Here is a 26,591-nt window from a genome sequence, read left to right as displayed (position 1 = left end):
AGAACTACTTAATTTTGCAAAGTATTGCAACCATCTACTCCAGAATAATAGCTAAAGCTTTTAAACTCGCTACGCTCAAACAGAAAAAGCTTCTTAACGCTATTATTCCTACGTATATGAATGCAATACTAGATGCTCATTAAGATGGTCTTACAGTTCTATCTAAAAATCAACACTAGCCTCAAATATAGTAAACTATATAAAGGTATATTAATAGATTAAAAAAGGATAAGGTTATTAATGGTAACTTTAGCTTTATCAGTGATGTTCATTGCTTTTTTAGGGGATAGTTGTTATGATATTATGTGAAGTTTTGAATAGTAGGAGAAAAAATAAACTATGGAGATGCCAATTATCAAACTTAAAAACTTTGATGGACCTTTTGATTTGCTTTTGCATTTAATCAAAAAGAATGAAATGAGTATTACTGAGATAAAGATTCATGAAATCACAAAACAGTATTTAGAATATATAGCCTTAATGAAGGAACTTGATTTAGAGATAACTTCAGAGTTTATAGTTATGGCAGCCACTTTAATAGAGATAAAATCTAAGTCCTTACTTCCTAAGATGAAAGTTGAGGATGAGGTTGATGAGGAAGACCTTCAAAAGATGTTAATGGAAAAACTTCAAGAATATAAAAAGTTTAAGAAAATAAGTGCTTATTTAAGAGAAAGAGAACTTTCTACTGGAGAAGTATTTACGAAGAAAGCTGAAATTATTGAGGTTGAAGTGGACAACAAACTTGATGAAGATTACTTTAAAAATATAACTATGCTTGATCTTTATCAGCTTTATAATAATTTAATGAGAATTTACGGTGAAAAACAAAACGTAAATGTCATGGAAAAAAAGATAAGTGTAGATAAGTATAAGATTACTGATAAAATTAATTTCCTAAGGGACAAACTAAATGAAAAGAGTGTTATTAGATTTTCTGAGTTTATACCACAATGTGAATGTAAGTTAGAAGTAGTTGTTACTTTTATGGCTATGCTTGAACTCATTAAAAGAAGTGAAGTTAAAGTTGTTCAGTATGAAAACTTTGGAGAGATTATGATGGAGAAGGTGATAGTTAATGAGTGATATAAACCAAATAGAGTTTAGCGAGATTTCTAGAAAAGATGAACTTATGTCTATTATAGAATCTCTTTTATTTGTTAGTGGTGAACCACTAGCTTTAAAAGATATATGTAGAATAGTAGAAGAAGATTTTAAATATGTAGAAGATTTAATGAGAGAGCTTATGAATATATATAATGGAGATGGAGCAAGAGGGATAAAGCTTATTAGTTTAAATGGAACTTATCAACTTGTTACTAAAACTAAAAATAGTGAGCATGTTCAAAAGCTTCTAAAAAAGAATGTTAGACAATCATTATCTCAAGCTTCTTTAGAAAGTTTAGCTATTATATGTTATAAGCAACCTATCACTAGAGTAGAGATAGATGAAATAAGAGGAGTTAAGAGTGAAAGTGCTATACAAAGGCTTGTTGAAAAGAACCTAGTTGAAGAAACCGGAAGATTAGAAGTACCAGGAAGACCTATACTTTATGGAACTACAGATGAGTTTTTAAGACATTTTGCTTTAAATGATTTAGGTGATCTTCCATCTATAGAACTTTTTAGTGATGAAGAAGATGAAGTAGCAGCGACAGAAGAATAAATTTAAAAGGTAGAGAAGAAATAAACTTCTCTACCTTTTAGTATTTTAATAGCAAAAGTAACTCACTAAATTATTAAGTTTCTTAATTTCTTACTCCCTGCGAAGTAAGAAGTTTAGGTTTTAGGTTGTTTTATTATGGAGTTTGGTTAATTGATTTTATTATATTAGAGGGTATTTATCTATAATAGAGAACTCTTAAATAAAATCAGGAATATTTTATTAGAAACTATTTAGTGAGTTATATAAAGCTATAGCAGGCGCTTTAATCGCAATCACAAGACTCCTTTTTAAAATCTTTTTTATTATAATTTATGTCCTTAAATATTTCTATTATTTGTGGTATACTATCTACTATTCTGTCATAAGTATTAGTTTGATTTACAGGAAGAAGTCTTACAGAATCTCCTTTTAAAACTAAGAATGCAACTGGTTTTACGCTAACACCAGCTCCAGAACCTCCCCCAAAGGCAAATCTATTTTCTTGCTTTTCTTGCTCTTTATTTGGAATTTCTGAGCCACCAGAAGCGAAACCAAAAGATACTCTTGAGATTGGAATTATGTAGCTTCCATCTTTAGTTTCAATTGCATCTCCAATCACAGTATTAACATCTATCATGTCACGAAGATTTTCCATTGTTGTGCCCATTAAATTCTCTATTGGGTGATTTGAGTTTGTCATTTTAAAAACCTCCAAAAATATATTTTGAGTTTATGCCATTTAAAAATAGAATATTTCCTACTTTGTTAAGCTTATTAAATATATAAAGCATATATATATAATTTGAGCGAAATTTGTGGTAATTATACCTTCAATTTCAAAAGATAAGGAATTATTATCATTAAATTCAGGTTTTATATCTTTAGAAAATTTTTTTAAGTTAAAAAATGAATCAAAAATTAAAAATAATAAAGATAAAATTTGATGTATAAATCCATAGGTTAAAGCAGTTAAAGCAGCATCTTCTGTTGAATATGTTAAATCAAATGAAAATTTAAAAGAAGGTTTAAATCTATTTGCAATCAATGATTTGATTAATCTAGTTACATTTATTCCATAATCGGTTTTTAAAAGCCTTTTTTTTTCATCTAAAGGTTTCTTAGAAGATTTTTGTGAAGGAGATTTTTCACAGTATTCTTTACACTGTTTTTTATGTTTATATTTAATAAATCTATGTAAAGAAAATACTTTGAATTTATAAAAATAAATATTTAGATCTTCTTCTGAAGCAAGTACTTTTATTTTAATTTTAATTGGACAAAATATTAGAACTAGAAGTAGGAATAATATAAAAAATAAAAAAAATTTCAGCACGCCATGAACCTCCTTAACATCTATACATTATTGTCAATAATAGCTTAAATTATCCAAGAATATACTAGGTTATTAAATTTATAACTTGGAAAACTAATAAAAGAAGATTTGATAGAGAAAAAAGCTTAGTTTTAAGGAGGGATATTTCATGAAAAAGAAGATTTCAATTCTTATGATTTTTTTTATAGCAATATCTATGAACACTAATGTTATTGTTCTTGGAAAAGGAATTGAAATTCCTGAGAAAGTTTCAATACAAACGTTAGATGTTAAAGATGGGGAGGGAAAACCCTGTAAAGATATTGCTCGAGATGCTCATTTTGCTATTGCTTATGATGCTAAAAATAAAAAGATTTTATTTGAAAAAAGTGCTTTTAGAAATGTACCAATGGCTAGTACAACCAAGATACTTACAGCCTTAGTAGCTATAAATTATTGTGATTTAGATGAAGAAGTTACTATATCAAAAACAGCAGCAAGTATTAGAGGATCTAAAGTTGGATTTAGAGCTGGAGAGAAGGTTACTATGAGAGAACTTCTTTTTGGTCTTATGTATAAATCAGGGAATGATGCAGCTATTGCTATTGCAGAGCATATTGGAGGTAGCGTAGAAGAATTTGCTATACTTATGAACGATTTTGCTAGAATGCTTGGTCTTAAAGATTCGAATTTCCAATCTCCTCATGGATTAGACAGCCAAATGCACTTTTCATCTGCTTATGACTTAGCTGTTTTAATGGCAAAGGCTATGGAAGAACCATTCTTTAGAGAGATATCAGGAACTAAGGAAGTTGAAGCTTCAAAGTATGAATTTACTAGAAACTACAACAACATAAATAAAATGTTATGGAAATTACCAAATGCCAATGGAGGAAAAACAGGCTATACTGGCCAAGCAGGAAAATGCTTAGTAAGTTCAGTAGATCATAATGGAAGAAACATAATTATAGTTGTTTTAAATTGTCCAACTAGATGGGAAACTACTGAAAAGATTTATAATTATGTAAAAGAAAATTATTCTTAAAATAAAAGGTGTTATATCAAGAGTAACTTAAGATAAAGCTTTGATATAACACCATTTTTGTTTTAAAGTTTGTTATAAATGTTCTTGTAAAATACATTGTAGTTCTTTATTTAATATTTCTTTATTGAAAGTTGAATTGTTTATTTTATATTTAGTTAGGGAAAGTTCGTTATAAATTTCATCCTCAAGGACTTTTCTAGTTTCAAGTATTTCTAAAGTACCTTCTAAATCTTTAAGTTCAAAGTATGATCCATATCCTTGTTCTGTATAGTATATTTTAAATCCTTCAAACCAGTCTTCTGGTCTTTCTTCAATAACTCTACTAAGTGCATCTTCTATGTCTTCTTGATTTACATAGATTAAAATTGGTTTTAAAGGAGTTATTATTTTTTCAAGTTTTTTTACAAAGTTTAGAGTAACATCTTTTTTGGCATTATCTCTAACCATAGTAACTGTTACTGGATTTTGAATAAAGCAACATTCAAAAATTGTTATTTCATCTTTATCCTTACTAGAAGAAACAAAGTTAGTCCATCTTTTTAATATTAGCTTTTCATGAAGTTCTAAAGGTAAATTATATATATCTTTTTCTTTAATATCATTAAGCAAATCACTAGGAATATATACATTATCTTCTTCAATAGCTTTTCTATAGTGAATAAGATATCCATGATAAAATTCCTTTTTAAGTTTATCTAATAATTTTTTATAATCACTATATTTTTCTATAAGATTAACGAATTCTTTTTTTGTGAAATAAGCGAATCCATCAAAATCAGCTGGATGATTATAATCACCTTCAGCATATAATTTAGTGTTTATTCCTTTTTCTCTTAGAATATTGTACAGAGTCTTAGCTGTGGTTGATTTTCCAGAGCCAGGAAGCCCTTCAACAATAATTAATTTGTTTCTCATATATCATCATCCCCTTTTATTCTCATTATAACAAAGAACAGTTAAAACCTTTAAGATGTAAAGGTCAAAGTTTCAAATTTTAGATAAATTTAGGAAAATATTTTAAGAATTAAATATTTATTATAGGATTTTTGTAACAATTTTTAATACAATTGGATATTTTAATAGCAAGAACTTATATGGGAGGGTTTTTATGGATTATGAAGTAATTGATTGTATAGATGCTGGTACGGAATTTTGTCCTTGTCACTTAGCAGAAGAAGGGGAGTGCATACTTTGTTCGCAGCTTCATGGAAAGTGTTTTTGTGATTGTGTAAACTGGAAGGGAGTTTGCATATATGAAGAATTTGCAAGTAATGGATTTAAGGCTAAGGAAGGGAGAAAAACCTTCATCTGTAAGGTTATAGACGCCTTAGAAGTTGAGGATGGACTTTTATTTATTGAGTTCAGTGCACCGCATAAACTTTGTATTGACTTACTTGGACCGGGCAAATTTATTTTTATAAGGACTAAGGATAATCCATTTTTTGATGTACCTATATCTGTTTTAGAATCTGATGCAGATAAAAATATAATAAAAGTACTTATTGAAGTTAGAGGAATAAAAACTAAAAGGCTCTTAAATACAGAGATTGGTGGAGAAATAACAATAAGAGGGCCTTATTTTAATGGAGTTTTTGGAATTAAAAATATAGATTCAACTAAGAACGGGAAGGCCCTTGTACTGTGTAGGGGAATCGGACTAGCACCAGCAGTACCTGTTATTAAAAAGCTAGTCAATGAGGGAAATAAGGTTAAAATTCTTTTAGATAAAGCACCTTTTGAGAATAGTCATATAGAAAAATATTTAGAGGAATACGATGTTGAATATTTACCTATGAATTTAATTACAAAAGGTGAAATATCAGATGAAGCTAAAGAATTTATTAAAAATGAGGGAGCGGATTTAATTCATTGTGCAGGAGCGGATATTTTAACCTATAATCTTATTGAATATTTAAATGATTTAGGTGATGAAACTACTAAGGTATCTTGTTGTAATAATGCAAAGATGTGTTGTGGAGAAGGTGTATGTGGAAGCTGCACAGCTAGATTTGCAGGACATAAAGTAAAGAGGCTTTGCAAGACCCAAAGTGATCCTAGAAAGATATTTGAAGACAGAAGATTTATTTAATAGGTTTAAGTAAAGGATGATTTTTAGATAAACTTTCAGACCTATTTAAAAATAGAATCTAAGTAAAAATGTTCGGTTTGAAATTTAATGTATAAATGAATTAGGCTAAAGAATTTAAAAAAAGTTTAATGAAGCTAAGTTTAATTTGTTGAAAGTTATGAAATAACTTTGATTTATATTAGCTTAAAGTTTCAATGGTTTTAAAGAACTTTAGCTAGGGAACTTCAAAAAAACTTATTTAGAGAAGGGAGAGTTTTTATGAAAGTTATTGTTATTGGTGCTGGATGGTCAGGTGTTGCAGCTGCCATTGAAGCTAAAAAAATGGGAGCAGATGTAATGCTTTTTGAAAAAACAGATTTACTCCTAGGTCTTGGTAATGTAGGAGGAATAATGAGAAACAATGGAAGGTATACAGCTGCGGAAGAACTTATAGCTATGGGAGGGGGAGATTTAATAGAAATAACTGATAAGTGTAGTAGGCATAAGAATATACCTTTCCCAGGACATGAGCATGCTTGGCTTTATGATGTTAACCTTATAGAAGGAGAGGTTAAAAGATACGTAGAAAGTTTAGGCATTGAAACTAAGATGGTTTCTAGAGTTACTGATATTAAACAGGAGGAAGATAAGATTTTAGGTATATACACTAGTGATGGTCAATATTATCCTGGTGATATCTTTATTGAAGCAACAGGTTCAACAGGACCTATGGGGAATTGTTTGAGATATGGAAATGGATGTTCAATGTGTATATTAAGATGTCCATCCTTTGGACCTAGAATTAGTATAAGTGCTAGATGTGGAGTAGAGGATATTCAAGGGGAAAGAGTTGGAGATGAACTTGGTGCATTTAGTGGTTCTTGCAAACTAGCAAAGGAAACACTTTCAGAAGAAATAAGAAAAGAGCTTGATGAAAAGGGATGTGTAGTTATTGAAGTTCCAAAAGAAGATGTAAATTACGATAAGTTAAATGCAAAGGTTTGTCAGCAATATGCTCTTAAAGAGTTTGCAGAAAATGTTGTGCTTTTAGATACAGGACATGCTAAGCTTATGACTACTTATTATCCTCTTGAAAAGCTTAGAAAGATTAAGGGCCTTGAAAATGTTAAATATATTGATCCATATGCAGGTGGAAAGGGTAACTCCATAAGATATTTATCAGTAGCACCAAGAGATGATAATATGAAGGTTAAAGGTGTTACTAATTTATTCTGTGCTGGAGAAAAATCAGGGCTTTTTGTTGGTCATACAGAGGCCATGGTTACAGGAACATTAGCAGGCCATAATGCAGTAAGACAATATCTAGGTATGCCTTCTTTAATACTTCCTAGAGCCACTGTTTTAGGAGATATAATAGCATTCGCTAATGAAGAGTCACAATCTAGAGAAGGAAAGAAAATTAGATATACTTTTGCAGGTTCAGTTTATTTCGATAGAATGAAGAAGTTGGGTCTTTATACTATGGATAAAGAAGAAATTCAAAAGAGAGTATCTCAGCTTAATTTAGATGGAGTTTTTAGTAAAAAGCTTATTTAATTAGAGAATTAATATATAGGTTTAAGTGATAATAGTAGAGTGATTAAAGAAAATAATATAAGGATTACTAATAAAAGTTTAGGCTCTGTTTTAGGTGAATGTTGACTTTTAGCTAGTTTAAAATAAAGTCAAAGTTTAAAATCCTTAGAAATTTCTTTAAACACTCTTTTTTTATTTTTCATCTTTTATGGCTATTTTATAAAATAAGTAAAGAGATATGATTAAAAATAAACAAGGGAAAATATAAAGTACTGGGTTATAAGCAGAAGAACTTGTTGCACTTAAACCATAAAGATAAATAAACATCCATGAAGAACAACATAAAGAAATAATACAAGCTATTAAATTCATACAAGACCTCCCATTCATTAAATAAAAAATATTACATAAATAATATACAAGACCATTTAAGTTATTTTATGTGGGTTTTGTGCAAATAATACATATAAACATTCTGAGAAATACCAATAAATACTATGAATAAGGTGTGTTAATTTAATGAAAGAAGGTATATTTATGAAAAAAATGTTACATATACTTTTAACGACAATACGATTATTTTATGAGTAATTAGTAGTAGAATAGAAAAGAAAATATTTAAAAAGATCGGAGATTTAAAATGAAAATTAAATGGTTTGGGCACTCATGCTTTATTATAACTTCTGAAAATGGGACAAAAATACTAACAGATCCATATAATAACATGCTGGATTATAGATTGCCGGAAATTAAAGCTGACATAGTAACTACAAGTCACGATCACAGTGATCATAATAATATAAACGCAGTAAATAGTAATTTTGTACATATAAATGAAAAAGGTTGCTTTTCAGAACATGGAATAGAGATAAAAGGTGTGGAAACATTTCATGATAAAGTTTTAGGAGCCGAAAAAGGAAAAAACATTATATATAACTTTAAAATTGATGGAATTAATATTTGTCATTGTGGTGATTTGGGACATATTTTAAATTCTAATTATGTAGAGGAAATAGGAAATGTAGACATATTGCTTGTTCCTGTTGGAGGAGGATATACAATTGATCCTTTTGATGCTGTGGAAGTAAGGTCGCAATTAAAGCCAACAATTGTTATACCTATGCACTACAGAACAGAGGCCTTAGGAGAAAAAGGTCATTTGTTTGCTAAGGTTGATGAATTCATTTTGGCTTCAGGACTAAAAGCAAAAGAGTATTCAGAATTAGAATTAAACAAAGAAACTATTAAAGATTATTCAGGAATTGCTGTGCTTAAATATAATTAAATATAACTTTGATATGTTTGATTTTGAGTTAACTGAAGAAGATATGGAAATTATAAATGATTTTAATAAAGAAGAAAGAATAGGGCTAGACTTAGATAAAACAATTGCTAAAAATTATTTCAATATTATACAATATATGGTATAATGGAGAAAAAATGTTGAAAGGGGAAAGTAAGTTATGACACCAGCTAATTACTAATATTAATTTAAAATTATTTTAATTTAATATGTATTTTATAATGAGTAAAAATTTGCCTAGTTATTTAGGCTTTATTGTGATGCTCTTTATGGAATAAGGCGTTTAGAAGGTAACTTACTTTACTGAATTTAGGCATTATAGTTTATAGTATATATGTTTTAATAGATATTTTTATTAATTGTGTATTTGTATTAATTATGCATTAGTGTAAACAGCATGTTTATACTATGATGTATAATTTTTAAGAACTAAAATTAATAAGGATATAGCTTTATCATTAAAACTAATAGGATAATAATGTATTTTCAGACTGTAGGAGGATTTAATCTTCTTACAGTTTTTTATTTATCAAATAATTGAAATATGAAAAGAATAAATAGTTAATATAGAATTTTATAGTGTAAATAAACAAGGGGTTAAGCTCCTTGGTATAGTTTTATGATTTTATAGTTATTAATTTGGAACCTAGTTTTTAAGATAAATAAATTATAAAGTTTAGGAAGCTTCTTTCCTTATCTATTTGGAGATTTAAAGAAAAATGGATGAAAGAAGGAATATTTATGTTTGAATTGTCGTTAATTAATGTGAAAAAATATATGGAAGCAACTCTTGTGCTTAAGGATATAAACTTTCAAGTATATTCGGGGGAAAAGGTTGGTATAGTTGGAGTTAATGGAAGTGGGAAAAGCACTATTTTAAAGTTAATTGCAGGAAGTTTACCTATGGATTATTGTGTGGGATATCCAGGAGCTACAAGTCCAGGATATGATGAAGGTTTTATTAATAAGCCTAGGGAGGCTACTTGTGCTTATCTTGAGCAAATCCCTCAATATGAAGATAGTATAAAGGTTATTGATGTATTAAAACTAGCCTTTCATGAAGTTTATAGCATTGAAAATAAGATGCGTGAACTAGAAGAAGAAATGAAGTATTTAGAAGGGGATAACCTAGATAAAGCATTAAAGCAGTATAGTCACTTAGTACAGGTTTACGAGGTTAAGGATGGATATAATACTGAAGAGAAATTAGCTAGGATTTGCACTGGATTAAAATTTACTGAAAGCTTTTTAAATAAGGAATTTAATTTATTAAGTGGTGGTGAAAAAACTACAGTTATATTAGGGAAGCTTTTAATTGATAAACCAGATATATTACTACTAGATGAACCTACAAATCATCTTGATATGGAGTCTATTGAGTGGCTTGAAGCTTATCTTAAAGGCTATAATGGTATTGTAATTATAGTATCTCACGATAGATACTTCTTAGATAATGTAGTAACAAAAATTATAGAAATTGAAGATATGGAAAGTAAGACTTATAAAGGTAATTACTCTGATTACGTAAAGCAAAAAGAAGAAGATCTCCTTGAGCAAGTTCATAAATATAAGGAACAGCAAAAGGAAATTAAAAATATACAAAATACTATAAAGGATCTTAGAGATTGGGCAATGAGGGCAGATAATAATAAATTCTTTAAACGAGCTGCCAGTTTACAAAAAAAGCTTGAGAAAATGCAAAATAGTGATACTGAAGGAAATAGTAGTTATAGAACTAGAGGTAAATATGCAAGAACTGAAAAACCAAAGTTTGAAAGAAAGACTGTGAGGCTAAGCTTTAAAGACAGTGAAAGATCAGGTAATGAGGCCATAAAGGCTATAGGACTATCTAAAGTCTTTAAGGATAAGGTTATTTTAAATGATGTTGATTTATTAATAAATTTTAGTGAAAGAGTAGCCTTAATTGGACCTAATGGAAGTGGTAAAACTACCTTCCTAAAAATGCTGTTAGGGGAAGAAATTCCTGATAAAGGTATAGTTGAATTTGGCTCTAATGTAAAAGTAGGATATTTACCTCAAGCTATTACCTTTAACAATGAGGATCTTACTGTTCTTCAAGCCTTTAGAGATGATATTTTTATATTAGAAGGAAAGGCTCGTGAATACTTGTCAAAGTTTATGTTCTTTGGAAATAGTGTTTTTAAAAAGATTAAGAATTTATCTGGAGGGGAAAGAATAAGATTAAAGCTTTCTATGCTTCTATATGAGGACGTAAATTTATTAATCCTAGATGAGCCAACAAATCATCTTGATATAGATTCAATAGAAACCTTTGAAGAGGCTTTAGAAGAATTTAAAGGAACAATCTTATTTATATCTCATGATAGATATTTTATTAATAAAATTAGTAAAAGAGTAGTCTCTATTGAAAATCATGGTTTTAAAAGCTATGCTGGTAATTATGATTACTATAAAGAGCTTCAAGAAGAATTAAAAATAAATGCAGAAAATCAGGCTAAAAATAAACTTGAAAAAGTTAATAAGTCAAAGAGGAATGAAGATAATAAAAAGATTAAGAAGCAAAGTATCATAGATGAAACTAAAAAGAAGGAAGCTGAAAAAGCTAGAATTGAAGCAAAGGCCCAAACACTTGAAAAAGAAATTGAAGAAATTAACTTAACTATGGCTGACCCAGAAATACATTATGAAGAACTTGATAGATTGTATTCTAGAAAAGAAGAGTTAATGGAAGAGCTAGAAAAAGTTATGGAAGTTTGGCTAAGTCTTAATAGCTAATACTGTAGACAACTACTATAAAAGGGGCTGTATCAAAACTCTAATATAAAACTTATAAATATATTCCGAGAATTACTGAATTTCACTAAGAATTTATAGCAATTACTCCGAAGATTTTACTAAAGCGAAAAACTCCCTTCGGTCAAACAGTTTCGCTTTTTAACGTAAAATCTTCTACGTAATAGCTTAAATTCTAAAGCTTATTCAGATATTCTCTTCATACTATTTATAAGTTTTATTTATAAGTTATTTTGATACAATCACTTTTATTTTTGTTAACATATATATTGAAATTATTGCATAAATTAGCAGTTTGTTTAAATAGAAAAAACAGGATATATTTTAAAATAATGGTATAATTAATTAGGTTATATATAGGAATTTGTATGGTATAGAATTATTTTTAAATTTACTCTTTAGTTATTTTAGATGAGAGGAATGATAAGATGAAAATTAGTTTTAGAAAATTTGACGATACTTATTACCATAGGGTCTGTGATTTTTTCATTGAGTTATCTCAAGATAATCTCATACATATAAATTGGAATTGGGCAAGATGGGAATGGATGTTTTATCATCCAGACTTTAATAATAATTTAGTAGACAAGATTGGATTATGGTTTTGTGATGAAGAGTTAATAGGTGTGGCAACATATGACCACTATTTAGGAGAAGGATTTTTTGGAGTGAAATCTGGGTTTGAGAGGCTAGAAAAAGAGATGCTAGAATATAGTATTGAAACTTTTAGTGATGAAAATGGAATTGGTATTGCTGTAAATAATACAGATACTAGTAGTTTAAATTTATTACAAAGTTATGGTTTTTCTAAGTGTGAAGAAACTGAAAACATACTTGAACTCACATTAGAGGATATGGATTTTAATTTAACTCCAATTAAGGGCATAGAATTAAAAAATATTAATATAGAAAATGATTTATATAAACACCATGAGTTGTTATGGAAAGGATTTAATCATGAAGGACAGGCACCACTTCATGAGGAAACTATCAATAAGCAAAAGAGAATGTTATCAGCACCACATTTAAATTCTTTATTACATGTAATAGCTAAAAATGAACGTGATGAATATGTTGCATATTGTGGCTTATGGTATAGCGAGAAAACTGATTATGTTTATGTTGAGCCTATATGTACAATTCCAGAGTATCGTAATAGGGGGATTGCTAAGTTGGTTCTTATGGAAGGATTAAAAAGAGCATATAATTTAGGAGCTAAAAAAGCATATGTTATTTCAGACAGTGATTTTTATAAGTCTATAGGTTTTAAACAACATTCACATTATACTTTTTATTGGCATAGAAACTAACTTGAAAAATACTCATTAAATATAATTAAAATATCGTATTATTCAAAAGAGAATATACGATATTTTTTATTTTACAATTCAATACTTATATACTATATTATTAACACTAGTTTAAGATATGGCCTAATTTCAAGTGTGTAAATATATTGTTAAATTAAAAGATAGAGAAACATATACTAAATTTTATATTATAAAATTTAGGTATATAGTGGATTGGGGAGAGGTTCTATGAAAGTATGTAGAAGATGTGGAGAGGTAAACGAAGATAAAAATTTAATCTGTAAAAGCGCAGAGTGTTTTAGTAGAGAATTTGATGATTATAAAAAAGTAAGTAATGATGTGAAAATTAACTTGAGAAATAAAGAAAAGCTAAAGAAAAATTTAGAAATAGGTATTTTAGCAGTATATTTCTTAATTCTTTTAATTGTAGGAGCTTTGAATTTCAAAGAGTTAATGATTTCTAAGGTTATTGCAATAATAGCGTTAAGTATTATAGGAATTCTTTGTGTGAAATTTACAAGATTTGTTTTTGAAATTCAACATGTTTTTTCTTTAAAAGATTCTAGTGGAGATAATATGTCTGATATGTATGAAAGTTATTTAAAGGTATTAGGTATTTTAGCTTTAATATATTCGGTTTATTTATTATTTTAATTTATAGATTAACAAAAATAAGGTATTATCAAAAGTTAAAAATTTGATAATACCTTATTTATTAAATTTAAAGGTTATTTATAGCTTTTTTTTCTGCTTCAGATAAAGATATTAAATAAAGAATTATAAAAGGTTTTATTAAAAAGTTTAGTATTTCTCCTACAAAAGGAAGGAAATTAACCCAAATAATAAATATCATTGCAAAAATAACATAAATGTAGTTCTTTTTATTTACTATAGTATGTCCTGATATTGATATAATCATAAGTGGAGTTATTATGGCAGTTATTGAAAAATATAATAAACTTAAGACCATTATTGTAGGTTTAAATGGTAGAGCTGCTATTACAACTCCTAACATAGAATTTAAAAATGCTATAAGTATATACCAAAATAACCCTAACTTTAATTTAGATTTACTAAAAATAAAAATGTCTTTAAAGCTTAATTTAATATCTTCCTTAGAACACTTATCTATTGAAGCTATAACACCACAATCTATTACAATAGTAAGTGCAATAACGAAAAGATTGAAAATTAAATTAGCTATTTTTATTGATCCTATTGATAATACATATAGTATAAAATAACTTAAAAGACATATAAGAAATATGTTTCTTTTGTTTCCTAAAAGAACATTTTTAAAAATGCTCATCACATCTTTGATTTTAACTCTTTTCATATTTTTCTCCTTAAGATTTAAATCTTATGTAATTTTTTTCATAATGTTATTATAATGCATTATGAACAATAGTACTAATACTTAAGTTCATATATATTAGAAAAAAGAATTATTTATGTAAAGCTAATTATAAATTCAGAGAGTAAAGATTCTGTAAAAGTAGTTTGTGCGTGACTATTTTTACAGAATTTTTTTTGGTAGAAATCACAAAAATAAATTTTTTTAAGATTTTTACAGCTGAAAGGCAAAGTTAAAAGTATTTATATAGTGAAAGAGAGTTTAACATAAGAATGTATAAATTTTTTAGGTGTTATTTTGGGAGGGAAAATTATGCAGTTTAATTATTTAGGATTTAATCAAAAAAAGGCTTTAGAAATGGGGTTAGATTCAAATAGAAAAAAGCAGTCTGCTGAAAAGCAAAGAGGGGTGAGCTCAAATGAGGAACCCTGTTCTACTGAAAAGCTTAACCCAAATATTAATCTATTAAAAAAAAATAATAATTAAACTTTTTAGAAAGGGTTATTATAAATCTAAAGAGGATAAGAAAATTTCAAATGAAGATGTTTTAGAACTTAACTTTGCAAAGTGTAGAGATGGAAGGACTGGCATTGTTAAGCTTAAATATAATCTTCCAACACAAAGACTTTTTGAATTAAATGAAAAATGATATAAGCCTAGGGTTTAGAAATAATAAATAGGTCCTAATGAATAAACATTAATAGTGAGCTATATTTAAATGAAGTATTTCAGTTAAATTCCATATAATGTTATAATGGTTAATAAATAGTTAATAAAAGGGGGCTGTGATATGAGAAGTTTTGGAGAGGGATTAAGGAAGAGTGAATCAAAAAAAGATTTCTTTACTGAGAGTATTAAGAGAAGAGAGAGCAATAAGGAACTAGAAGAATTTGAAAAAGGGCTTCCGGAAGGAGAAAATGTTCAACACTTTATTTCAGATTTATATGGGGACAGCAATGTGTTGATAATTTTTACGACTTCAAGACTTATATATGTGGAGAAACGTTATGGAGAAACAAAGCAAGAAGAAATTATTTTAAGTCAAATTAAATACATAGAGAGTGATTTTGATTTTGGCTATGGAAAAATAAGAATATGTTCCGAGGAAGTGGTCTTAGAGATTGCGGAAATAACTGAGTCATCTCTTAGAAAGATATTTTCAATGATTAAAACTTCAAAGGAAAGAGAAGAAGAGAGTGTTAAAAAGTTAAGAACGGGATTTAGCCTTACAGAGCAAATTGAAAACCTTACTATGCTAAAAGAAAAAGATATTATTTCAAATGAAGAAGTTAATAAAGCTAAAAGCTCTTTGATTCATTAATTTAGGCTGTATTTATAAGGAGGAAAACTATATAAGGAAACTTTGTAAGAAGTGATGTAAATGAGGAGTGGACGAACTTTGGAATTATTGAAGCTGGCGATTTTGTTTTCATAAGTTATTGTGTGGGTAACATTGATCAACCAATTGAAAATCAAATTAATGGTGTCTTAGACCAGTTAAATGAACGACTGGAAGCAATCGGCTTAACTTTAGAATCTGTGGTAAAGATTGATTGCTTATTTAGAGATATTTGGAATATACATGTGATGGAAAAAGCAATCAAGGAAAGATTTAACGGCGAGTATCCAGCACGAAAATCAATACAAACAGAAAGCTCTCATTATGTAGGATAAGAGGGGCTTCAATTTCAACTTGATGCAGTAGAATTTAAAGTTTAGCTTAATTATAAATATTGAAATTTTTAGCTAACTATATATAAATTGCGTTTCTAAATAACTATATGATTATCAAGAGTAAATTTATAAAAACTATTTAAAAATAAGACCTATAACATAATCTATATGTATTGTATTTTAGAATAAAAAGTTCAGCAACAATCCTTGCTGGACTTTAGTTCGTCATAATGTTAGATTATTCATTATGTTAGTTTAATAAACAACTATATCACAATAGTATATAATTGTTTAAAACAGATACTAAATTTAAAAAAACTTTAGAAAGTCTTTAGAATTATCTTCGTTTTTTATTTAGAAAATATAGTTATAATTGTATAAAAATACAAAAGGTATGCGGAGGTAATTATGGAGTATGTAAATGAGAGATATATATCTAAAGGGTTAAGTGCTAATAATTTAAAGTTTATAGCTATTTTGGCTATGGTACTTAACCATACTGCAGTGGTATTTGTTCCTAAAGAAAGTTTTATGGGGCAATTAATGTATGGAATAGGAAGAATTACAATGCCTATTATGTGTTATTTTATAGCAGAGGGATATTATAAAACTAGTAATATAAGAAGGTATATATTGAGGCTTTCAATTTTTACAATAATAGCTCATTATGCTTTTTTCTTTTTTGCAACGGGGGTGCCACCCATTTCTTTTAATGATGGTATAAGAATACAAATACAATTTCCCACTAGTGTTATATTTACTCTTCTTTTAGGACTAATTGCTCTTAATATTTGGAATAATAAAAAAATCAATATATGCTTAAAATTAATTTTTATATTTATCATATGTATATTTTCAATAGGAGGGGATTGGGGATATACTGGAGTTTTATGGACTTTAGTTTTTGGGGCAAATCATGGAGAGTTTAAAAACCAAATTATAGGTTTTTTAATAGTTTCAATTGGTATGCTGTGTAGCCCAATCATAAGTTTTGTTAATATTAATAATAGTCTTTGGTGGTGGGAACTTTATCAGTTAGGATTATTACTTACAATTCCTTTACTAGCTCAATATAATGGAAAATTAGGGGTAAGTAAAAATACTAAATGGACATTTTATATATTTTATCCCTTACATTTATTACTGTTAGGATATTTAAAATACTGTATTTGATAAAATAAAAACAGGTGCAAGCATTGTTTTCTCATAATATACACAAAAAGCGTGATAATTATCATATTATTTTAGGAAACATAATGATATAATCCAATTAAGTATGATAAAAAATTAACAATGTTTGGTTATGTTTATGAACGGAGGAAAATGTATGAAAAGAGTACAATCTACATGTAACTATTGTGCACTTGCATGTAATATAGATTTTTACACAGAAGATGGTAAGATCAAAAAAGTGGTTCCTACACCTCATTATCCAGTTAATAAGGGGTTTTCTTGTATAAAAGGACTTAATTTAGATAAACAATGCACTAAATTTAAAGGGTCTAAAAAGCCTTTAGTTAAAATGGAAAATGGAGAAAGAAAGGCAATAGAGTGGAATGAAGCATTTAATCTATTTGCTGAAAAGATGACAGCCATTCAAGAAAAGTATGGTAAAGAGAGCGTAGCTTACATAAGCACAGGACAATTACCAACAGAAGAAATGGCTCTTTTAGGGCATGTAGGAAGAACTTATATGGGAATTAACGGTGATGGTAACACTAGACTTTGTATGGCTACAGCAGTTGTTGCTCATAAGCAAAGTTTTGGTTTTGATGCACCGCCATATACATTAAATGATTTAGAGCTTTCAGATACTATATTTTTTATTGGAGCAAACCCAGTTATAGCTCATCCAATAGCTTGGGGAAGAGTTAGAAAAAATAAGGATGCTAAAATAATTACCATAGATCCAAGAAAATCTGAAACAGCTATGAACTCAGATATGTGGATTGACATAAAAACTAAGGGTGATTTAGCTCTTTTCTATACTTTAGCAAACGTGCTTATAGAAAAAGGATGGATAGATGAAGAGTATATAAATAACCATACTGAAGGTTTTGAAGATTTCAAAGAACATGTTAAAAAATATACTTTAGAAGATGTTGAAGAGAAAACTGGAATCTCTAAAATGAGAGTTTTAGAACTTGCAAAAATAATCCACGAAGGAAAGAGAGTTTCATTCTGGTGGACAATGGGTGTTAACCAAAGTTATGAAGCTGTTAGAACAGCCCAAGCCATAATAAACTTAGCTTTAATGACAGGAAACATTGGAAGAGAAGGTACAGGTGCTAACTCTCTAACAGGTCAATGTAATGCTATGGGATCAAGAGCATTTAGTAATACAACTGGTCTTTATGGTGGTGGAGAATATGATAATAAGGAAAGAAGAAAAGCTGTTGCTGACATTTTAGATATAGATGAAGAAATGCTTCCAACAAAACCAACTCTTCCTTATCCTGCAATTATAGATGGAATAAACAAGGGTGAAATTAAAGGACTATGGGTAGTTTGTACTAACCCAAGACATTCATGGACTAATAATGAAACATTTAAAAAGGCTATGGAAAACTTAGATTTCTTTGTTGTTCAAGATATATATGAAGATACAGACAGTTCAAGTGAATGTGATTTATACCTACCTTCAGTTCCTGCAATTAAGAAGGAAGGCGTCTTAATAAACACTGAGCGTAGACTTTCTGCCTTAGTTCCTGTTTTAGAAAAGGAAGAAGGAGAACTAAGCGACTATGAAATATTCTTAGGAATTGGAGAAGCTTTAGGAATGGGTAGCCTTTTAGATAAATGGAGAACTCCAGAGGATGCTTTCAAGCTTCTAAGAGAATGTAGTAAAGGAATGCCTTGTGATATTACAGGAGTATCTTATGAAAGATTAAGAGGTTCTAAGGGACTTCAATGGCCTTGTAGAGAAGGAGAAGAATTAAAGTCAGATGAGAGAAGACTTTTTGAAGACGGAAAATACTATACTCCAAGTGGAAGAGCTAAATTTGTATTTGAAGATGTAGCTGAAAATCCAACTGCTACAAATGAAGAGTTCCCATTTAACTTCAATACAGGAAGAGGAACAGTAGGACAATGGCATACTCAAACTAGAACAAGAGAAATCCAGGCTGTAACTAACATAGTTCCAGAAGTGGCTTATATAGATATAAACAGAAAAGATGGAGAAAAGCTTGGCATAAAGCAAAATGATGAGGTGTTAGTTCATTCATCAAATGGAGTTACATCTAAATTCACTGCTAGATTAACTGATAATGTTAAGGAAAAAGAGTTATATGCACCAATACATTACATAGAAACAAATGCATTAACACCATCTATATTTGATCCTTATTCAAAGGAGCCTTCATATAAGACAGTTCAAGTTAATATAGAAAAGGTTAGAAAGTAGGAGGGATTTACTGTGAAAAGAATAAAAATAGATAGAGATAAATGTGTAGGATGTTTAACATGTACAACTGCTTGTATAGTTGCACATGATTCAGAGGACACAAGAAGTAGAATAGCTATAACAAGTGAAGGTAAATATACTCCTATTTTCTGTAGACACTGTGATAGACCAGAATGTGTTTATACTTGTATGAGTGGAGCAATGAAAAAAGATAATGAGACTGGTTTTGTAACTTATGATAAGTCAAGATGTGCAAGTTGCTTTATGTGTGTAATGGCATGCCCTTATGGTGTTTTAAAAGCTGAGCATGAAATGAATAAATATATAATGAAATGTGATATGTGTGCAAATACACCAGAAGGAACTCCTCAATGCGTTGCAAAATGTCCAATGGGAGCAATAACTTTAGAGGAGGTAGAAGAATAATATGAGATATGTTGTTGTAGGTGCATCAGCCGCTGGAATAAGTGGAGCAAAAACTCTTAGAGAAATAGATAAGGATGCGGAAATAATATTAATATCAAAAGATGAAAATGTATATTCAAGATGTATATTACATCATTATATAAGCGGACATAGAGATGTTGAAGCTTTAGATTTCACAGACAAAAACTTTTTTGAAAAATATAATATAGAATGGAAAAAAGGTCTTGAGGTTACTTCAATAGACCCGATGGCACATATTTTAACTCTTTCAAATGGAGAAGAAGTTAAATTTGATAAAGTATTATTAGCTACAGGAGCTTCAGCATTTATTCCTCCTATAGAGAATTTAAGAGGAGCTAATAATGTAGTTGGATTAAGAAATTTAGATGATGCTATCAAAATAAAAGAAGAGGCAGAAAAGGTTAAAAATGTAGTTGTTTTAGGAGCAGGGCTTGTAGGAATAGATGCTATTGCTGGCCTTGTAGGAAAAGGACTAAATGTTACTTTAGTTGAAATGGGTGATAGAGTTCTTCCTATACAACTTGATAAATATGCTTCTTCAAAGTATGAAGAGAGATTTGAAAAGGCAGGAGTAAGCTTAAAACTTGGTGTTAGAGCGGAAAAAGTTATTGTTGATGAAAACAATAATCCAAAAGCATTACTTATAAATACAGGAGAAGAAATTCCTTGTGAACTTATAATAGTTGCTACTGGAGTAAGATCAAATGTAGCCTTCTTAAAGGATAGTGGAGTTGAAACTGATAAGTTTGGTTTAATAATAAACGAAAAAGGTGAAACTAACACAAGAGACGTTTATGGTGCAGGAGATATTACAGGAAGAAATCCAATATGGCCAACAGCAGTAAAAGAAGGTATAATAGCTGCTAATAATATGACTGGAAATGAGATATTCATGGAAGATTTCTTTGGTAGCAAAAATACAATGAACTTCCTAGGTCTTACAACAATGTCTTTAGGAAATGTAAATTCTCCAGATGATTCTTATGTAGAAGAAATAGAGATTGATGGAGAAAACTATAAGAAGATAATTCATAAAGATGGAAAGATATATGGAGCAATAATTCAAGGAGATTTATCTTACGCTGGAGTTTTAACTCAACTTATAAAAGAAAAGATAAATGTTTCAAGAGTTAAAAAGCCATTATTTGAAGTTGATTATGCAGACTTCTTCAACATAAAAGAAAACTTAGAATACACTTACTAGTGGCTAAAAGTAGAGCTCTGTTTTAGCATGGGTTGATTTTTAGCTAGACTTTCAGACCTAGCTTAATATCGCAAAGTATTGCTATCATCTACTCCAGAATAATGCAATACTAGTTACTCATTAAGATGGTCTTACAGTTCTATCTAAAAATCAACAATAGCTTAAAACAGAAAAAAAGAGCTATAATTCTATTAAGTAAATATGGTTTATATAATCTTTTATATAAGCTTTGTTAGGAGGAGGTTAGAGCTTTGGCTAAAATTATTAATGTGGTTGCAAGTTGCTCTAATACAGGAAAAACTGTTTTAATAGAAGGGCTTATAAAAGAACTTAAAAAAAGAGGAAAGAGTGTCGCTACCATAAAACATGATGTCCATGGATTTGATATAGATAAAGAAGGAAAAGATACTTGGCGTCATAGAAAAGCAGGAGCGGAGGCAGTTATAATTTCCTCTAAGAAAAGAATGGCTTTAATAAGAGAATTAGAGGAAGAAATTCCTTTAGAAGAGCTTATAAGGCAAGTTGAAGATTTTGACTTTATAATAATAGAAGGTTATAAAAATAGTCATTATAAAAAGCTTGAAGTATATAGACAAGGGATTAGCACTGAGATAATAACTCCAAAGGAAAAACTTATAGGAGTTGCTAGTGATGTTCCATTATCATTAGATGGAGTTAAAGTTGTTAATTTAAATGACTATGAAGAAATTGCAAATCTTGTAACTGAAGATTTTGATTAAAATAGAGGTATTAAAAGACATATCTTATATATAAAATATTAAATTAAGTTAGGTAGAAATATCATATTAAAACCTAACTTAATTCTCCAAGCTTATAAGTCTAAGGGAAAATACCTATGATTTCTAAGCCTGGATTACTAAAATATTAGAGCTTTATATGTTTATTAAGTAATTTGATTTCACTTACATATAAGAAAAATAATTATAATAATTTTGTTTTATTATAAAATTTAGTTTTAGTAATCCACAGGGTAGGGTTTGAAAAAACTTTGCCTCCACGTACTTTGGGAAGGAGAATAAGCAAAACTTTGAAACTAAAAAGCGTGCATAAAATTTGCAAAGTAAGGAGCTTAAAAATTCACTGTATTAATAATTATATTATTTGGTGAAGGATTTAACTGTTTATGATTAAAGAATGATTACAAATAAACCTTGCTAATAAAACTAAAATAACATTTTAATTCTTTAATTAATAAACAAAGACCACTTAATTTTGAAAATTTTATTTGTTATTATGTTTTCTAAAGTTTTAATATTATAGTCTAAAGAAGACTATTTAATGCTTATTATTCTTGTTACTATAACAAAGATAATAAGCATTTTTATTTTTAAAGGGATGGTGATATTTTGGAAAAATTTATAGCTTTAGAAGAAGCTCTTGAAACATTAAATAAGCATACTAAGGCTTTAAAAAGTGAGGTTGTTAGTATAAAGAATTCTTTAAAGAGAGTTTTATATAGTGATGTTAAATCGAAGATTAATAATCCTCCCTTTAATAAATCAGTTTTTGATGGGTATGCTTTTAAATCAGAAGATTCTAAGGGAGCATCAAGAGAAAATCCTATAGAACTTAGAATAGTAGATGAGATATTTGCGGGAATGTGGCCTAAAAGAGAAATTAGAAAAGGTGAAGCCGCTAGAATTATGACGGGAGCTCCAATTCCTATGGGAGCAGATTGTGTTTTAAAACAAGAAGAAACGTATAGAAATGGGAATCTAGTTAAAATATTTAAAGAGATGAAGGTATGTGAAAATATCTCCTTTATGGGAGAGGATATAAGAGAAGGAGAGCTTTTAATTGATAAAGGAAAAAGGCTTGATTATGCTGATTTGGGTATAATGGCAAGTTCAGGAATAACTAATGTTCATGTATATAGAAAGCCAAAAGTTTCTATAGTAAGTACTGGTGATGAAGTGTGTGATATACATTGCCTTTTAAAAGCTGGAAAAATATATGACAGCAATTTATATAGTTTAAGTGGAAGAATAGAAGAACTAGGATATGATGTTTTATTAATGGAGCATGTTGGAGATGATATTCAAGACATAGGAAAGGCAATAGAAGAAGCTTTTCAGGAAGCTGATGTGGTTTTCACCACTGGAGGTGCCTCAGTTGGAGATAAGGACCTTATGCAAGATGTCGCTGAGAATTTAGGTTTTGAAAAATTATTTTGGAAGATAAAAATAAAACCAGGTTCTGCTGTTGTTTGTAGTAAAAGAGGAGATAAGCTTTTAATAAGCCTTTCAGGAAATCCAAATGCAGCCTTAACAACCTTTGAACTATTAGGAAAACCAGTTCTTAAGAAATTAGAAGGAGAAGAAGAATCTGTATGTATTAAAAGAGAAAAGGGAGTTTTAATGGATTCTTTTAATAAGAAAAGTCCACAAAGAAGGTTTTTAAGAGGAAATATAGTTTATAATGAAAGTGGAGGTAAGGTTTACATAACTCAGGTTAAGAGTGGAAATGGAATTTTAAGTTCCCTTTTAAATGCTAATTGCCTAATAGAAATTGAGGCTGGAAATGAAGGATTAAATGCTGGAGAAACAGTAAACATAATAAAATTATAGTTTATGTTTTGTTTTAGGTGAATGTTGCTTTTTAGCTAGCCCTTCAGACCTGACTGCTCATTAAGATGGTCTTACAGTTCTATCTAAAAATCAATATTAGCTTAAAGCGGAACTAGAAAGTGATAATTTAAGGAGGTGTGTTAAAGGTGATAAGAAAGACTGCTGCTATTTTAGCAGGCGGAAAAAGTAGTAGGATGAATTATAAAAATAAAGCTTTTTTAGAGTATGAAAATAATTATTTTATAGAGAGAATAATTAATGCTTTAAGTGATTATGAAGAAATAATCATAATATCTAACAGCCCGGAGGATTATAAAGGCTTAGGGCTTAAGGTTATTAAGGATATATATCCTTCTCAGGGACCATTAAGTGGAATTCATTCAGCCTTAAACTATATAAAAACAGATTATTGTTTGGTTGTTGCCTGTGACATGCCTTTTATAAATAAAAATGTAGTTAATTATTTAGGAAGTATAAATGATGACTATGAGGTTTTAATTCCTAAGGTGGAAGGGAAACTCCAACCACTTTGTGCTATATACAAAAAAACTTGTAAAGAACTTATGGAGAGAGAACTTTTAAGAAATAATAATAAGCTAATAAAAACTTGCTTAAATTTTAATACTAAAATAATTGATGATTTTTCTTCATTAAGAGAAATAAATGACAAGAAAGAAAAGAATTTTTATAATATAAATACCGTTGAAGAGTATGAAAAATTAATAGAAAATAGAGAAGAGTAAAAGATTTATTATTATATAAAGAACATTAAGGGGAGGTGGATTGTTATCCAAACTATTTAAATAGATATTTGCTACTAAGAGATTTAAATAATAGGGGATAACAGAGAATTATGAAACAAATAAGAGTTGAAGATGCAGTTGGAACAATATTATCTCATGATGTAACTCAAATAATACCAGGTAAATTTAAAGGAAGAGCCTTTAAAAAGGGACATGTAATAAGAGAAGAAGATATAGAAAAACTTTTATCTATAGGTAAAGAACATATTTACGTATGGGAGAAAGAAGAAGGAATGCTTCATGAAAATGAGGCTGCTGAAAGATTAAAAGACTTAGTTTGTGGAGAAGGATTAAGTTTTGGAGAAATAAAGGAAGGTAAAATAGAGTTTATAGCTAATAAAGATGGGCTTTTAAAAATAGATAAAGAAAAATTATTAGAGTTAAATATGTTAGGGGAAATAATAGTTTCTACAATACATGGAAACTTTCCAGTTAAAAAAGGAGATAAGGTAGGAGCTACAAGAGTAATTCCTCTTGTTATAGATGAAAAGAAAATAATTGAAGCAGAAAATTTAATAAAAGATAAGCTTATAGAAGTTAAGGATATAAAAAAGAAAAAGACTTTTGCCATAACTACAGGGAATGAAGTTTATAGTGGAAGAATAAAGGATGCCTTTGGTCCTGTTCTTAAGGATAAACTTAAAGAGTTTAATATAGAAATGGAAAGACAAGTTATTCTTCCAGACCATAAGGAGAGAATTATTGAGGAAATAAAAAAAGCATTAGATGAAGGTGCTGAACTTATACTTTGTACAGGTGGAATGTCAGTTGATCCTGATGATGTAACTCCAACAGCTATAAAGGAATGTGGTGGAGAATTAGTAACATATGGTTCACCGGTACTACCAGGTGCAATGCTTCTTTTAGCATATTATAATGATGTTCCTATTATAGGAATTCCAAGCTGTGCTATGTATGCAAAAAGAACAGCTTTAGATTTAGTTCTTCCAAGAGTTTTAGCAGATGAAAAATTAACTTTAAGGGATATTGCAGAGTATGGACATGGAGGACTTTGCCTAAACTGTCCAGTATGCACTTTCCCACATTGCTCTTTTGGAAAGTAATTATTTAAGAAAGAGGCTTTGTTTTAGGAAAATATTGATTTTTAGAAAATCAAGTTTATTATGTAGAAAAAGTAGGTGAAAAAGTGAGGGATAGGTATGGAAGAGAAATTGATTATTTAAGGATTTCTCTAACTGATAAATGCAATTTAAGATGTGCTTATTGTATGGATGAGAAACATAATAATTTCATCGAAAATAATAAGCTTATGACTTTAGATGAGGTCCTAAGGATTGTTAAGGAATGTGCAGCTCTTGGAATAAAGAAGGTAAGACTTACAGGGGGAGAACCTCTTGTGAGAGAAGGAATTGTAGATTTAATTAAAAATATTAATAAAGTGCCAGGTATTGAAGAGATTTGCCTAACTACTAATGGGATTTTATTAGGTGATAATGTAAAAGAATTAAGTGAAAATGGATTAACAAGAGTAAATATAAGTTTAGATACATTAAAAGAGAATAGATTTAATGAAATAACAAGAGTAGGAACTTTACATAAGGTACTATATTCAATAAAGAAATGCCTAGAAAATAATGTTAAAGTTAAGATAAACACTGTTATATTAGAGGATTTTAATAAAGATGAGATTTTAGATTTAGTAAACCTAGCAGAAAAAGATCCTATAGATATTAGGTTTATAGAACTTATGCCTATTGGAGAAGGTAAAAAGTTTAAGGGAGTTACTAATAAAGAAGTTTTAGAAATCATAAAAAAAGAAAAAGAAGTATTAGATAATGGGAAAACTTTAAGAGGAAATGGGCCAGCTAAATACATAAATATAAATGGATTTAAAGGAAAAGTTGGTTTTATAAGTGCTATAAGTGACTGTTTCTGTGAAGATTGTAATAGAATAAGAGTTACACCAGAGGGTTTTATGAAGCAATGTCTTCATTGGAAATATGGGGTTAACTTAAAGGATAAGATTAGAGCCGGAATAAGTGATGAAGAGCTTAGAGAAATAATCGAAAAAAGTATTTATGACAAGCCAGAGAAACATAATTTTAAAGTGAAAGAAAAAGATGAAGATAAAAGATTTATGTATGAAATAGGAGGATAAGA

General features: G+C 28.9%; 27 protein-coding genes and 1 riboswitch. Of the genes, 22 read left to right on the top strand and 5 right to left on the bottom strand.

Features of this window, described 5'->3' with window-relative positions; all coding sequences use genetic code 11:
- Positions 1–339 precede the first annotated feature (339 nt).
- Positions 340–1,086 carry a segregation/condensation protein A gene (locus tag OIF33_RS03400; protein WP_322502819.1) on the top strand — a complete coding sequence of 249 codons (747 nt, stop codon included), beginning with the start codon at positions 340–342 and terminating at the stop codon, positions 1,084–1,086.
- A complete protein-coding gene (scpB, locus tag OIF33_RS03395; protein ID WP_322502818.1) occupies positions 1,079–1,666 on the top strand; it encodes an SMC-Scp complex subunit ScpB in 588 nt (195 codons plus the stop codon). Before OIF33_RS03400 ends, scpB begins: the two co-directional genes overlap by 8 nt.
- Positions 1,667–1,928: 262 nt before the next feature.
- Here scpB and ytfJ read toward each other — a convergent pair whose 3' ends face one another.
- Together ytfJ and OIF33_RS03385 are read right to left on the bottom strand one after the other, a co-directional pair.
- Positions 1,929–2,345, bottom strand: coding sequence for a GerW family sporulation protein (gene ytfJ / locus OIF33_RS03390; RefSeq protein WP_322502817.1), 417 nt, complete (start codon positions 2,343–2,345; stop codon positions 1,929–1,931).
- Between the two features lie 57 nt (positions 2,346–2,402).
- Positions 2,403–2,978 carry a DUF2953 domain-containing protein gene (locus tag OIF33_RS03385; protein ID WP_322502816.1) on the bottom strand — a complete coding sequence of 192 codons (576 nt, stop codon included), beginning with the start codon at positions 2,976–2,978 and terminating at the stop codon, positions 2,403–2,405.
- 148 nt (positions 2,979–3,126) lie between these two features.
- Here OIF33_RS03385 and OIF33_RS03380 point away from each other — a divergent pair, with 148 nt between their 5' ends.
- Positions 3,127–4,002 carry a D-alanyl-D-alanine carboxypeptidase family protein gene (locus tag OIF33_RS03380; RefSeq protein ID WP_322502815.1) on the top strand — a complete coding sequence of 292 codons (876 nt, stop codon included), beginning with the start codon at positions 3,127–3,129 and terminating at the stop codon, positions 4,000–4,002.
- A 72-nt stretch (positions 4,003–4,074) separates the two neighbouring features.
- On the opposite strand, the gene OIF33_RS03375 is transcribed toward OIF33_RS03380, so the two are convergent.
- Positions 4,075–4,917: a hypothetical protein gene (locus OIF33_RS03375; protein WP_322502814.1), complete on the bottom strand. Its 843-nt coding sequence runs from the start codon at positions 4,915–4,917 to the stop codon at positions 4,075–4,077.
- 193 nt (positions 4,918–5,110) lie between these two features.
- Between OIF33_RS03375 and OIF33_RS03370 the strand changes: the two genes are divergently transcribed.
- Both OIF33_RS03370 and OIF33_RS03365 read left to right on the top strand, forming a co-directional pair.
- Positions 5,111–6,091: a sulfide/dihydroorotate dehydrogenase-like FAD/NAD-binding protein gene (locus OIF33_RS03370; protein ID WP_322502813.1), complete on the top strand. Its 981-nt coding sequence runs from the start codon at positions 5,111–5,113 to the stop codon at positions 6,089–6,091.
- A 258-nt stretch (positions 6,092–6,349) separates the two neighbouring features.
- Positions 6,350–7,627 (top strand): FAD-dependent oxidoreductase, encoded by a 1,278-nt coding sequence (locus tag OIF33_RS03365; RefSeq protein WP_322502812.1) that lies wholly within the window; start codon positions 6,350–6,352, stop codon positions 7,625–7,627.
- Between the two features lie 171 nt (positions 7,628–7,798).
- Here OIF33_RS03365 and OIF33_RS03360 read toward each other — a convergent pair whose 3' ends face one another.
- A complete protein-coding gene (locus tag OIF33_RS03360; RefSeq protein ID WP_322502811.1) occupies positions 7,799–7,978 on the bottom strand; it encodes a hypothetical protein in 180 nt (59 codons plus the stop codon).
- Positions 7,979–8,246: 268 nt separating this feature from the next.
- Here OIF33_RS03360 and OIF33_RS03355 point away from each other — a divergent pair, with 268 nt between their 5' ends.
- The 5 genes from OIF33_RS03355 to OIF33_RS03335 all read left to right on the top strand — a co-directional run bounded on the left by OIF33_RS03355 (position 8,247) and on the right by OIF33_RS03335 (position 13,648).
- Entirely contained in the window at positions 8,247–8,891 is a 645-nt protein-coding gene (locus tag OIF33_RS03355; RefSeq protein WP_322502810.1) for an MBL fold metallo-hydrolase, read from the top strand.
- 13 nt (positions 8,892–8,904) lie between these two features.
- Positions 8,905–9,036 (top strand): hypothetical protein, encoded by a 132-nt coding sequence (locus tag OIF33_RS03350; RefSeq protein WP_322502809.1) that lies wholly within the window; start codon positions 8,905–8,907, stop codon positions 9,034–9,036.
- Positions 9,037–9,650: 614 nt separating this feature from the next.
- A complete protein-coding gene (abc-f, locus tag OIF33_RS03345) occupies positions 9,651–11,666 on the top strand; it encodes a ribosomal protection-like ABC-F family protein (protein WP_322502808.1) in 2,016 nt (671 codons plus the stop codon).
- Positions 11,667–12,112: 446 nt separating this feature from the next.
- On the top strand, positions 12,113–12,994 hold the full coding sequence (locus tag OIF33_RS03340) for a GNAT family N-acetyltransferase (RefSeq protein ID WP_322502807.1): 882 nt from the start codon (positions 12,113–12,115) through the stop codon (positions 12,992–12,994).
- Positions 12,995–13,222: 228 nt separating this feature from the next.
- Positions 13,223–13,648 (top strand): hypothetical protein, encoded by a 426-nt coding sequence (locus OIF33_RS03335; RefSeq protein WP_322502806.1) that lies wholly within the window; start codon positions 13,223–13,225, stop codon positions 13,646–13,648.
- Between the two features lie 67 nt (positions 13,649–13,715).
- Here the strand turns inward: OIF33_RS03335 and OIF33_RS03330 are convergent, their stop codons facing one another.
- Positions 13,716–14,330, bottom strand: coding sequence for a hypothetical protein (locus OIF33_RS03330; RefSeq protein ID WP_322502805.1), 615 nt, complete (start codon positions 14,328–14,330; stop codon positions 13,716–13,718).
- A 330-nt stretch (positions 14,331–14,660) separates the two neighbouring features.
- Between OIF33_RS03330 and OIF33_RS03325 the strand changes: the two genes are divergently transcribed.
- The 12 genes from OIF33_RS03325 to moaA all read left to right on the top strand — a co-directional run bounded on the left by OIF33_RS03325 (position 14,661) and on the right by moaA (position 26,589).
- Positions 14,661–14,834: a hypothetical protein gene (locus tag OIF33_RS03325; protein ID WP_322502804.1), complete on the top strand. Its 174-nt coding sequence runs from the start codon at positions 14,661–14,663 to the stop codon at positions 14,832–14,834.
- 304 nt (positions 14,835–15,138) lie between these two features.
- Positions 15,139–15,669: a PH domain-containing protein gene (locus OIF33_RS03320; RefSeq protein WP_322502803.1), complete on the top strand. Its 531-nt coding sequence runs from the start codon at positions 15,139–15,141 to the stop codon at positions 15,667–15,669.
- An 83-nt stretch (positions 15,670–15,752) separates the two neighbouring features.
- Positions 15,753–16,022, top strand: a complete 270-nt coding sequence (locus OIF33_RS03315; RefSeq protein ID WP_322503252.1) for a RidA family protein — start codon at positions 15,753–15,755, stop codon at positions 16,020–16,022.
- Positions 16,023–16,430: 408 nt separating this feature from the next.
- Entirely contained in the window at positions 16,431–17,195 is a 765-nt protein-coding gene (locus tag OIF33_RS03310) for a TraX family protein (protein WP_322502802.1), read from the top strand.
- Between the two features lie 154 nt (positions 17,196–17,349).
- The gene (locus OIF33_RS03305) at positions 17,350–19,428 is read left to right on the top strand and encodes a molybdopterin-dependent oxidoreductase (RefSeq protein WP_322502801.1); all 2,079 of its coding nucleotides are present in this window, start codon (positions 17,350–17,352) and stop codon (positions 19,426–19,428) included.
- A 12-nt stretch (positions 19,429–19,440) separates the two neighbouring features.
- On the top strand, positions 19,441–19,854 hold the full coding sequence (locus OIF33_RS03300) for a 4Fe-4S dicluster domain-containing protein (RefSeq protein WP_322502800.1): 414 nt from the start codon (positions 19,441–19,443) through the stop codon (positions 19,852–19,854).
- Between the two features lies 1 nt (position 19,855).
- Positions 19,856–21,079: an NAD(P)/FAD-dependent oxidoreductase gene (locus tag OIF33_RS03295; RefSeq protein WP_322502799.1), complete on the top strand. Its 1,224-nt coding sequence runs from the start codon at positions 19,856–19,858 to the stop codon at positions 21,077–21,079.
- A 251-nt stretch (positions 21,080–21,330) separates the two neighbouring features.
- Positions 21,331–21,819: a molybdopterin-guanine dinucleotide biosynthesis protein B gene (mobB, locus tag OIF33_RS03290; RefSeq protein WP_322502798.1), complete on the top strand. Its 489-nt coding sequence runs from the start codon at positions 21,331–21,333 to the stop codon at positions 21,817–21,819.
- A gap of 72 nt (positions 21,820–21,891) precedes the next feature.
- Positions 21,892–22,130: riboswitch (molybdenum cofactor riboswitch) on the top strand.
- 316 nt (positions 22,131–22,446) lie between these two features.
- Positions 22,447–23,667, top strand: coding sequence for a gephyrin-like molybdotransferase Glp (glp, locus tag OIF33_RS03285; RefSeq protein ID WP_322502797.1), 1,221 nt, complete (start codon positions 22,447–22,449; stop codon positions 23,665–23,667).
- 146 nt (positions 23,668–23,813) lie between these two features.
- Positions 23,814–24,410: a molybdenum cofactor guanylyltransferase gene (locus OIF33_RS03280; RefSeq protein ID WP_322502796.1), complete on the top strand. Its 597-nt coding sequence runs from the start codon at positions 23,814–23,816 to the stop codon at positions 24,408–24,410.
- 110 nt (positions 24,411–24,520) lie between these two features.
- The gene (locus OIF33_RS03275; protein WP_322502795.1) at positions 24,521–25,534 is read left to right on the top strand and encodes a molybdopterin-binding protein; all 1,014 of its coding nucleotides are present in this window, start codon (positions 24,521–24,523) and stop codon (positions 25,532–25,534) included.
- 83 nt (positions 25,535–25,617) lie between these two features.
- Positions 25,618–26,589: a GTP 3',8-cyclase MoaA gene (gene moaA, locus OIF33_RS03270; RefSeq protein WP_322502794.1), complete on the top strand. Its 972-nt coding sequence runs from the start codon at positions 25,618–25,620 to the stop codon at positions 26,587–26,589.
- Positions 26,590–26,591 lie beyond the last annotated feature (2 nt).

This window comes from Clostridium sp. LIBA-8841 (assembly GCF_034439435.1).
In the GTDB taxonomy this organism is placed as follows: Bacteria; Bacillota; Clostridia; order Clostridiales; family Clostridiaceae; genus Sarcina.
The sequence above is the reverse complement of the archived record's forward strand: the minus strand, read 5'-3'. Positions and strand labels throughout refer to the sequence as shown.

Excerpts from the sequence above, each read along its gene's own strand:
- OIF33_RS03400 (WP_322502819.1), top strand. The coding sequence starts at position 340 with ATGGAGATGCCAATTATCAAACTTAAAAACTTTGATGGACCTTTTGAT.
- scpB (WP_322502818.1), top strand. The coding sequence starts at position 1,079 with ATGAGTGATATAAACCAAATAGAGTTTAGCGAGATTTCTAGAAAAGAT.
- ytfJ (WP_322502817.1), bottom strand. The coding sequence starts at position 2,345 with ATGACAAACTCAAATCACCCAATAGAGAATTTAATGGGCACAACAATG.
- OIF33_RS03380 (WP_322502815.1), top strand. The coding sequence starts at position 3,127 with ATGAAAAAGAAGATTTCAATTCTTATGATTTTTTTTATAGCAATATCT.
- OIF33_RS03375 (WP_322502814.1), bottom strand. The coding sequence starts at position 4,917 with ATGAGAAACAAATTAATTATTGTTGAAGGGCTTCCTGGCTCTGGAAAA.
- OIF33_RS03370 (WP_322502813.1), top strand. The coding sequence starts at position 5,111 with ATGGATTATGAAGTAATTGATTGTATAGATGCTGGTACGGAATTTTGT.
- OIF33_RS03365 (WP_322502812.1), top strand. The coding sequence starts at position 6,350 with ATGAAAGTTATTGTTATTGGTGCTGGATGGTCAGGTGTTGCAGCTGCC.
- OIF33_RS03360 (WP_322502811.1), bottom strand. The coding sequence starts at position 7,978 with ATGAATTTAATAGCTTGTATTATTTCTTTATGTTGTTCTTCATGGATG.
- OIF33_RS03355 (WP_322502810.1), top strand. The coding sequence starts at position 8,247 with ATGAAAATTAAATGGTTTGGGCACTCATGCTTTATTATAACTTCTGAA.
- OIF33_RS03350 (WP_322502809.1), top strand. The coding sequence starts at position 8,905 with ATGTTTGATTTTGAGTTAACTGAAGAAGATATGGAAATTATAAATGAT.
- abc-f (WP_322502808.1), top strand. The coding sequence starts at position 9,651 with ATGTTTGAATTGTCGTTAATTAATGTGAAAAAATATATGGAAGCAACT.
- OIF33_RS03340 (WP_322502807.1), top strand. The coding sequence starts at position 12,113 with ATGAAAATTAGTTTTAGAAAATTTGACGATACTTATTACCATAGGGTC.
- OIF33_RS03335 (WP_322502806.1), top strand. The coding sequence starts at position 13,223 with ATGAAAGTATGTAGAAGATGTGGAGAGGTAAACGAAGATAAAAATTTA.
- OIF33_RS03330 (WP_322502805.1), bottom strand. The coding sequence starts at position 14,330 with ATGAAAAGAGTTAAAATCAAAGATGTGATGAGCATTTTTAAAAATGTT.
- OIF33_RS03325 (WP_322502804.1), top strand. The coding sequence starts at position 14,661 with ATGCAGTTTAATTATTTAGGATTTAATCAAAAAAAGGCTTTAGAAATG.
- OIF33_RS03320 (WP_322502803.1), top strand. The coding sequence starts at position 15,139 with ATGAGAAGTTTTGGAGAGGGATTAAGGAAGAGTGAATCAAAAAAAGAT.
- OIF33_RS03310 (WP_322502802.1), top strand. The coding sequence starts at position 16,431 with ATGGAGTATGTAAATGAGAGATATATATCTAAAGGGTTAAGTGCTAAT.
- OIF33_RS03305 (WP_322502801.1), top strand. The coding sequence starts at position 17,350 with ATGAAAAGAGTACAATCTACATGTAACTATTGTGCACTTGCATGTAAT.
- OIF33_RS03295 (WP_322502799.1), top strand. The coding sequence starts at position 19,856 with ATGAGATATGTTGTTGTAGGTGCATCAGCCGCTGGAATAAGTGGAGCA.
- OIF33_RS03275 (WP_322502795.1), top strand. The coding sequence starts at position 24,521 with ATGAAACAAATAAGAGTTGAAGATGCAGTTGGAACAATATTATCTCAT.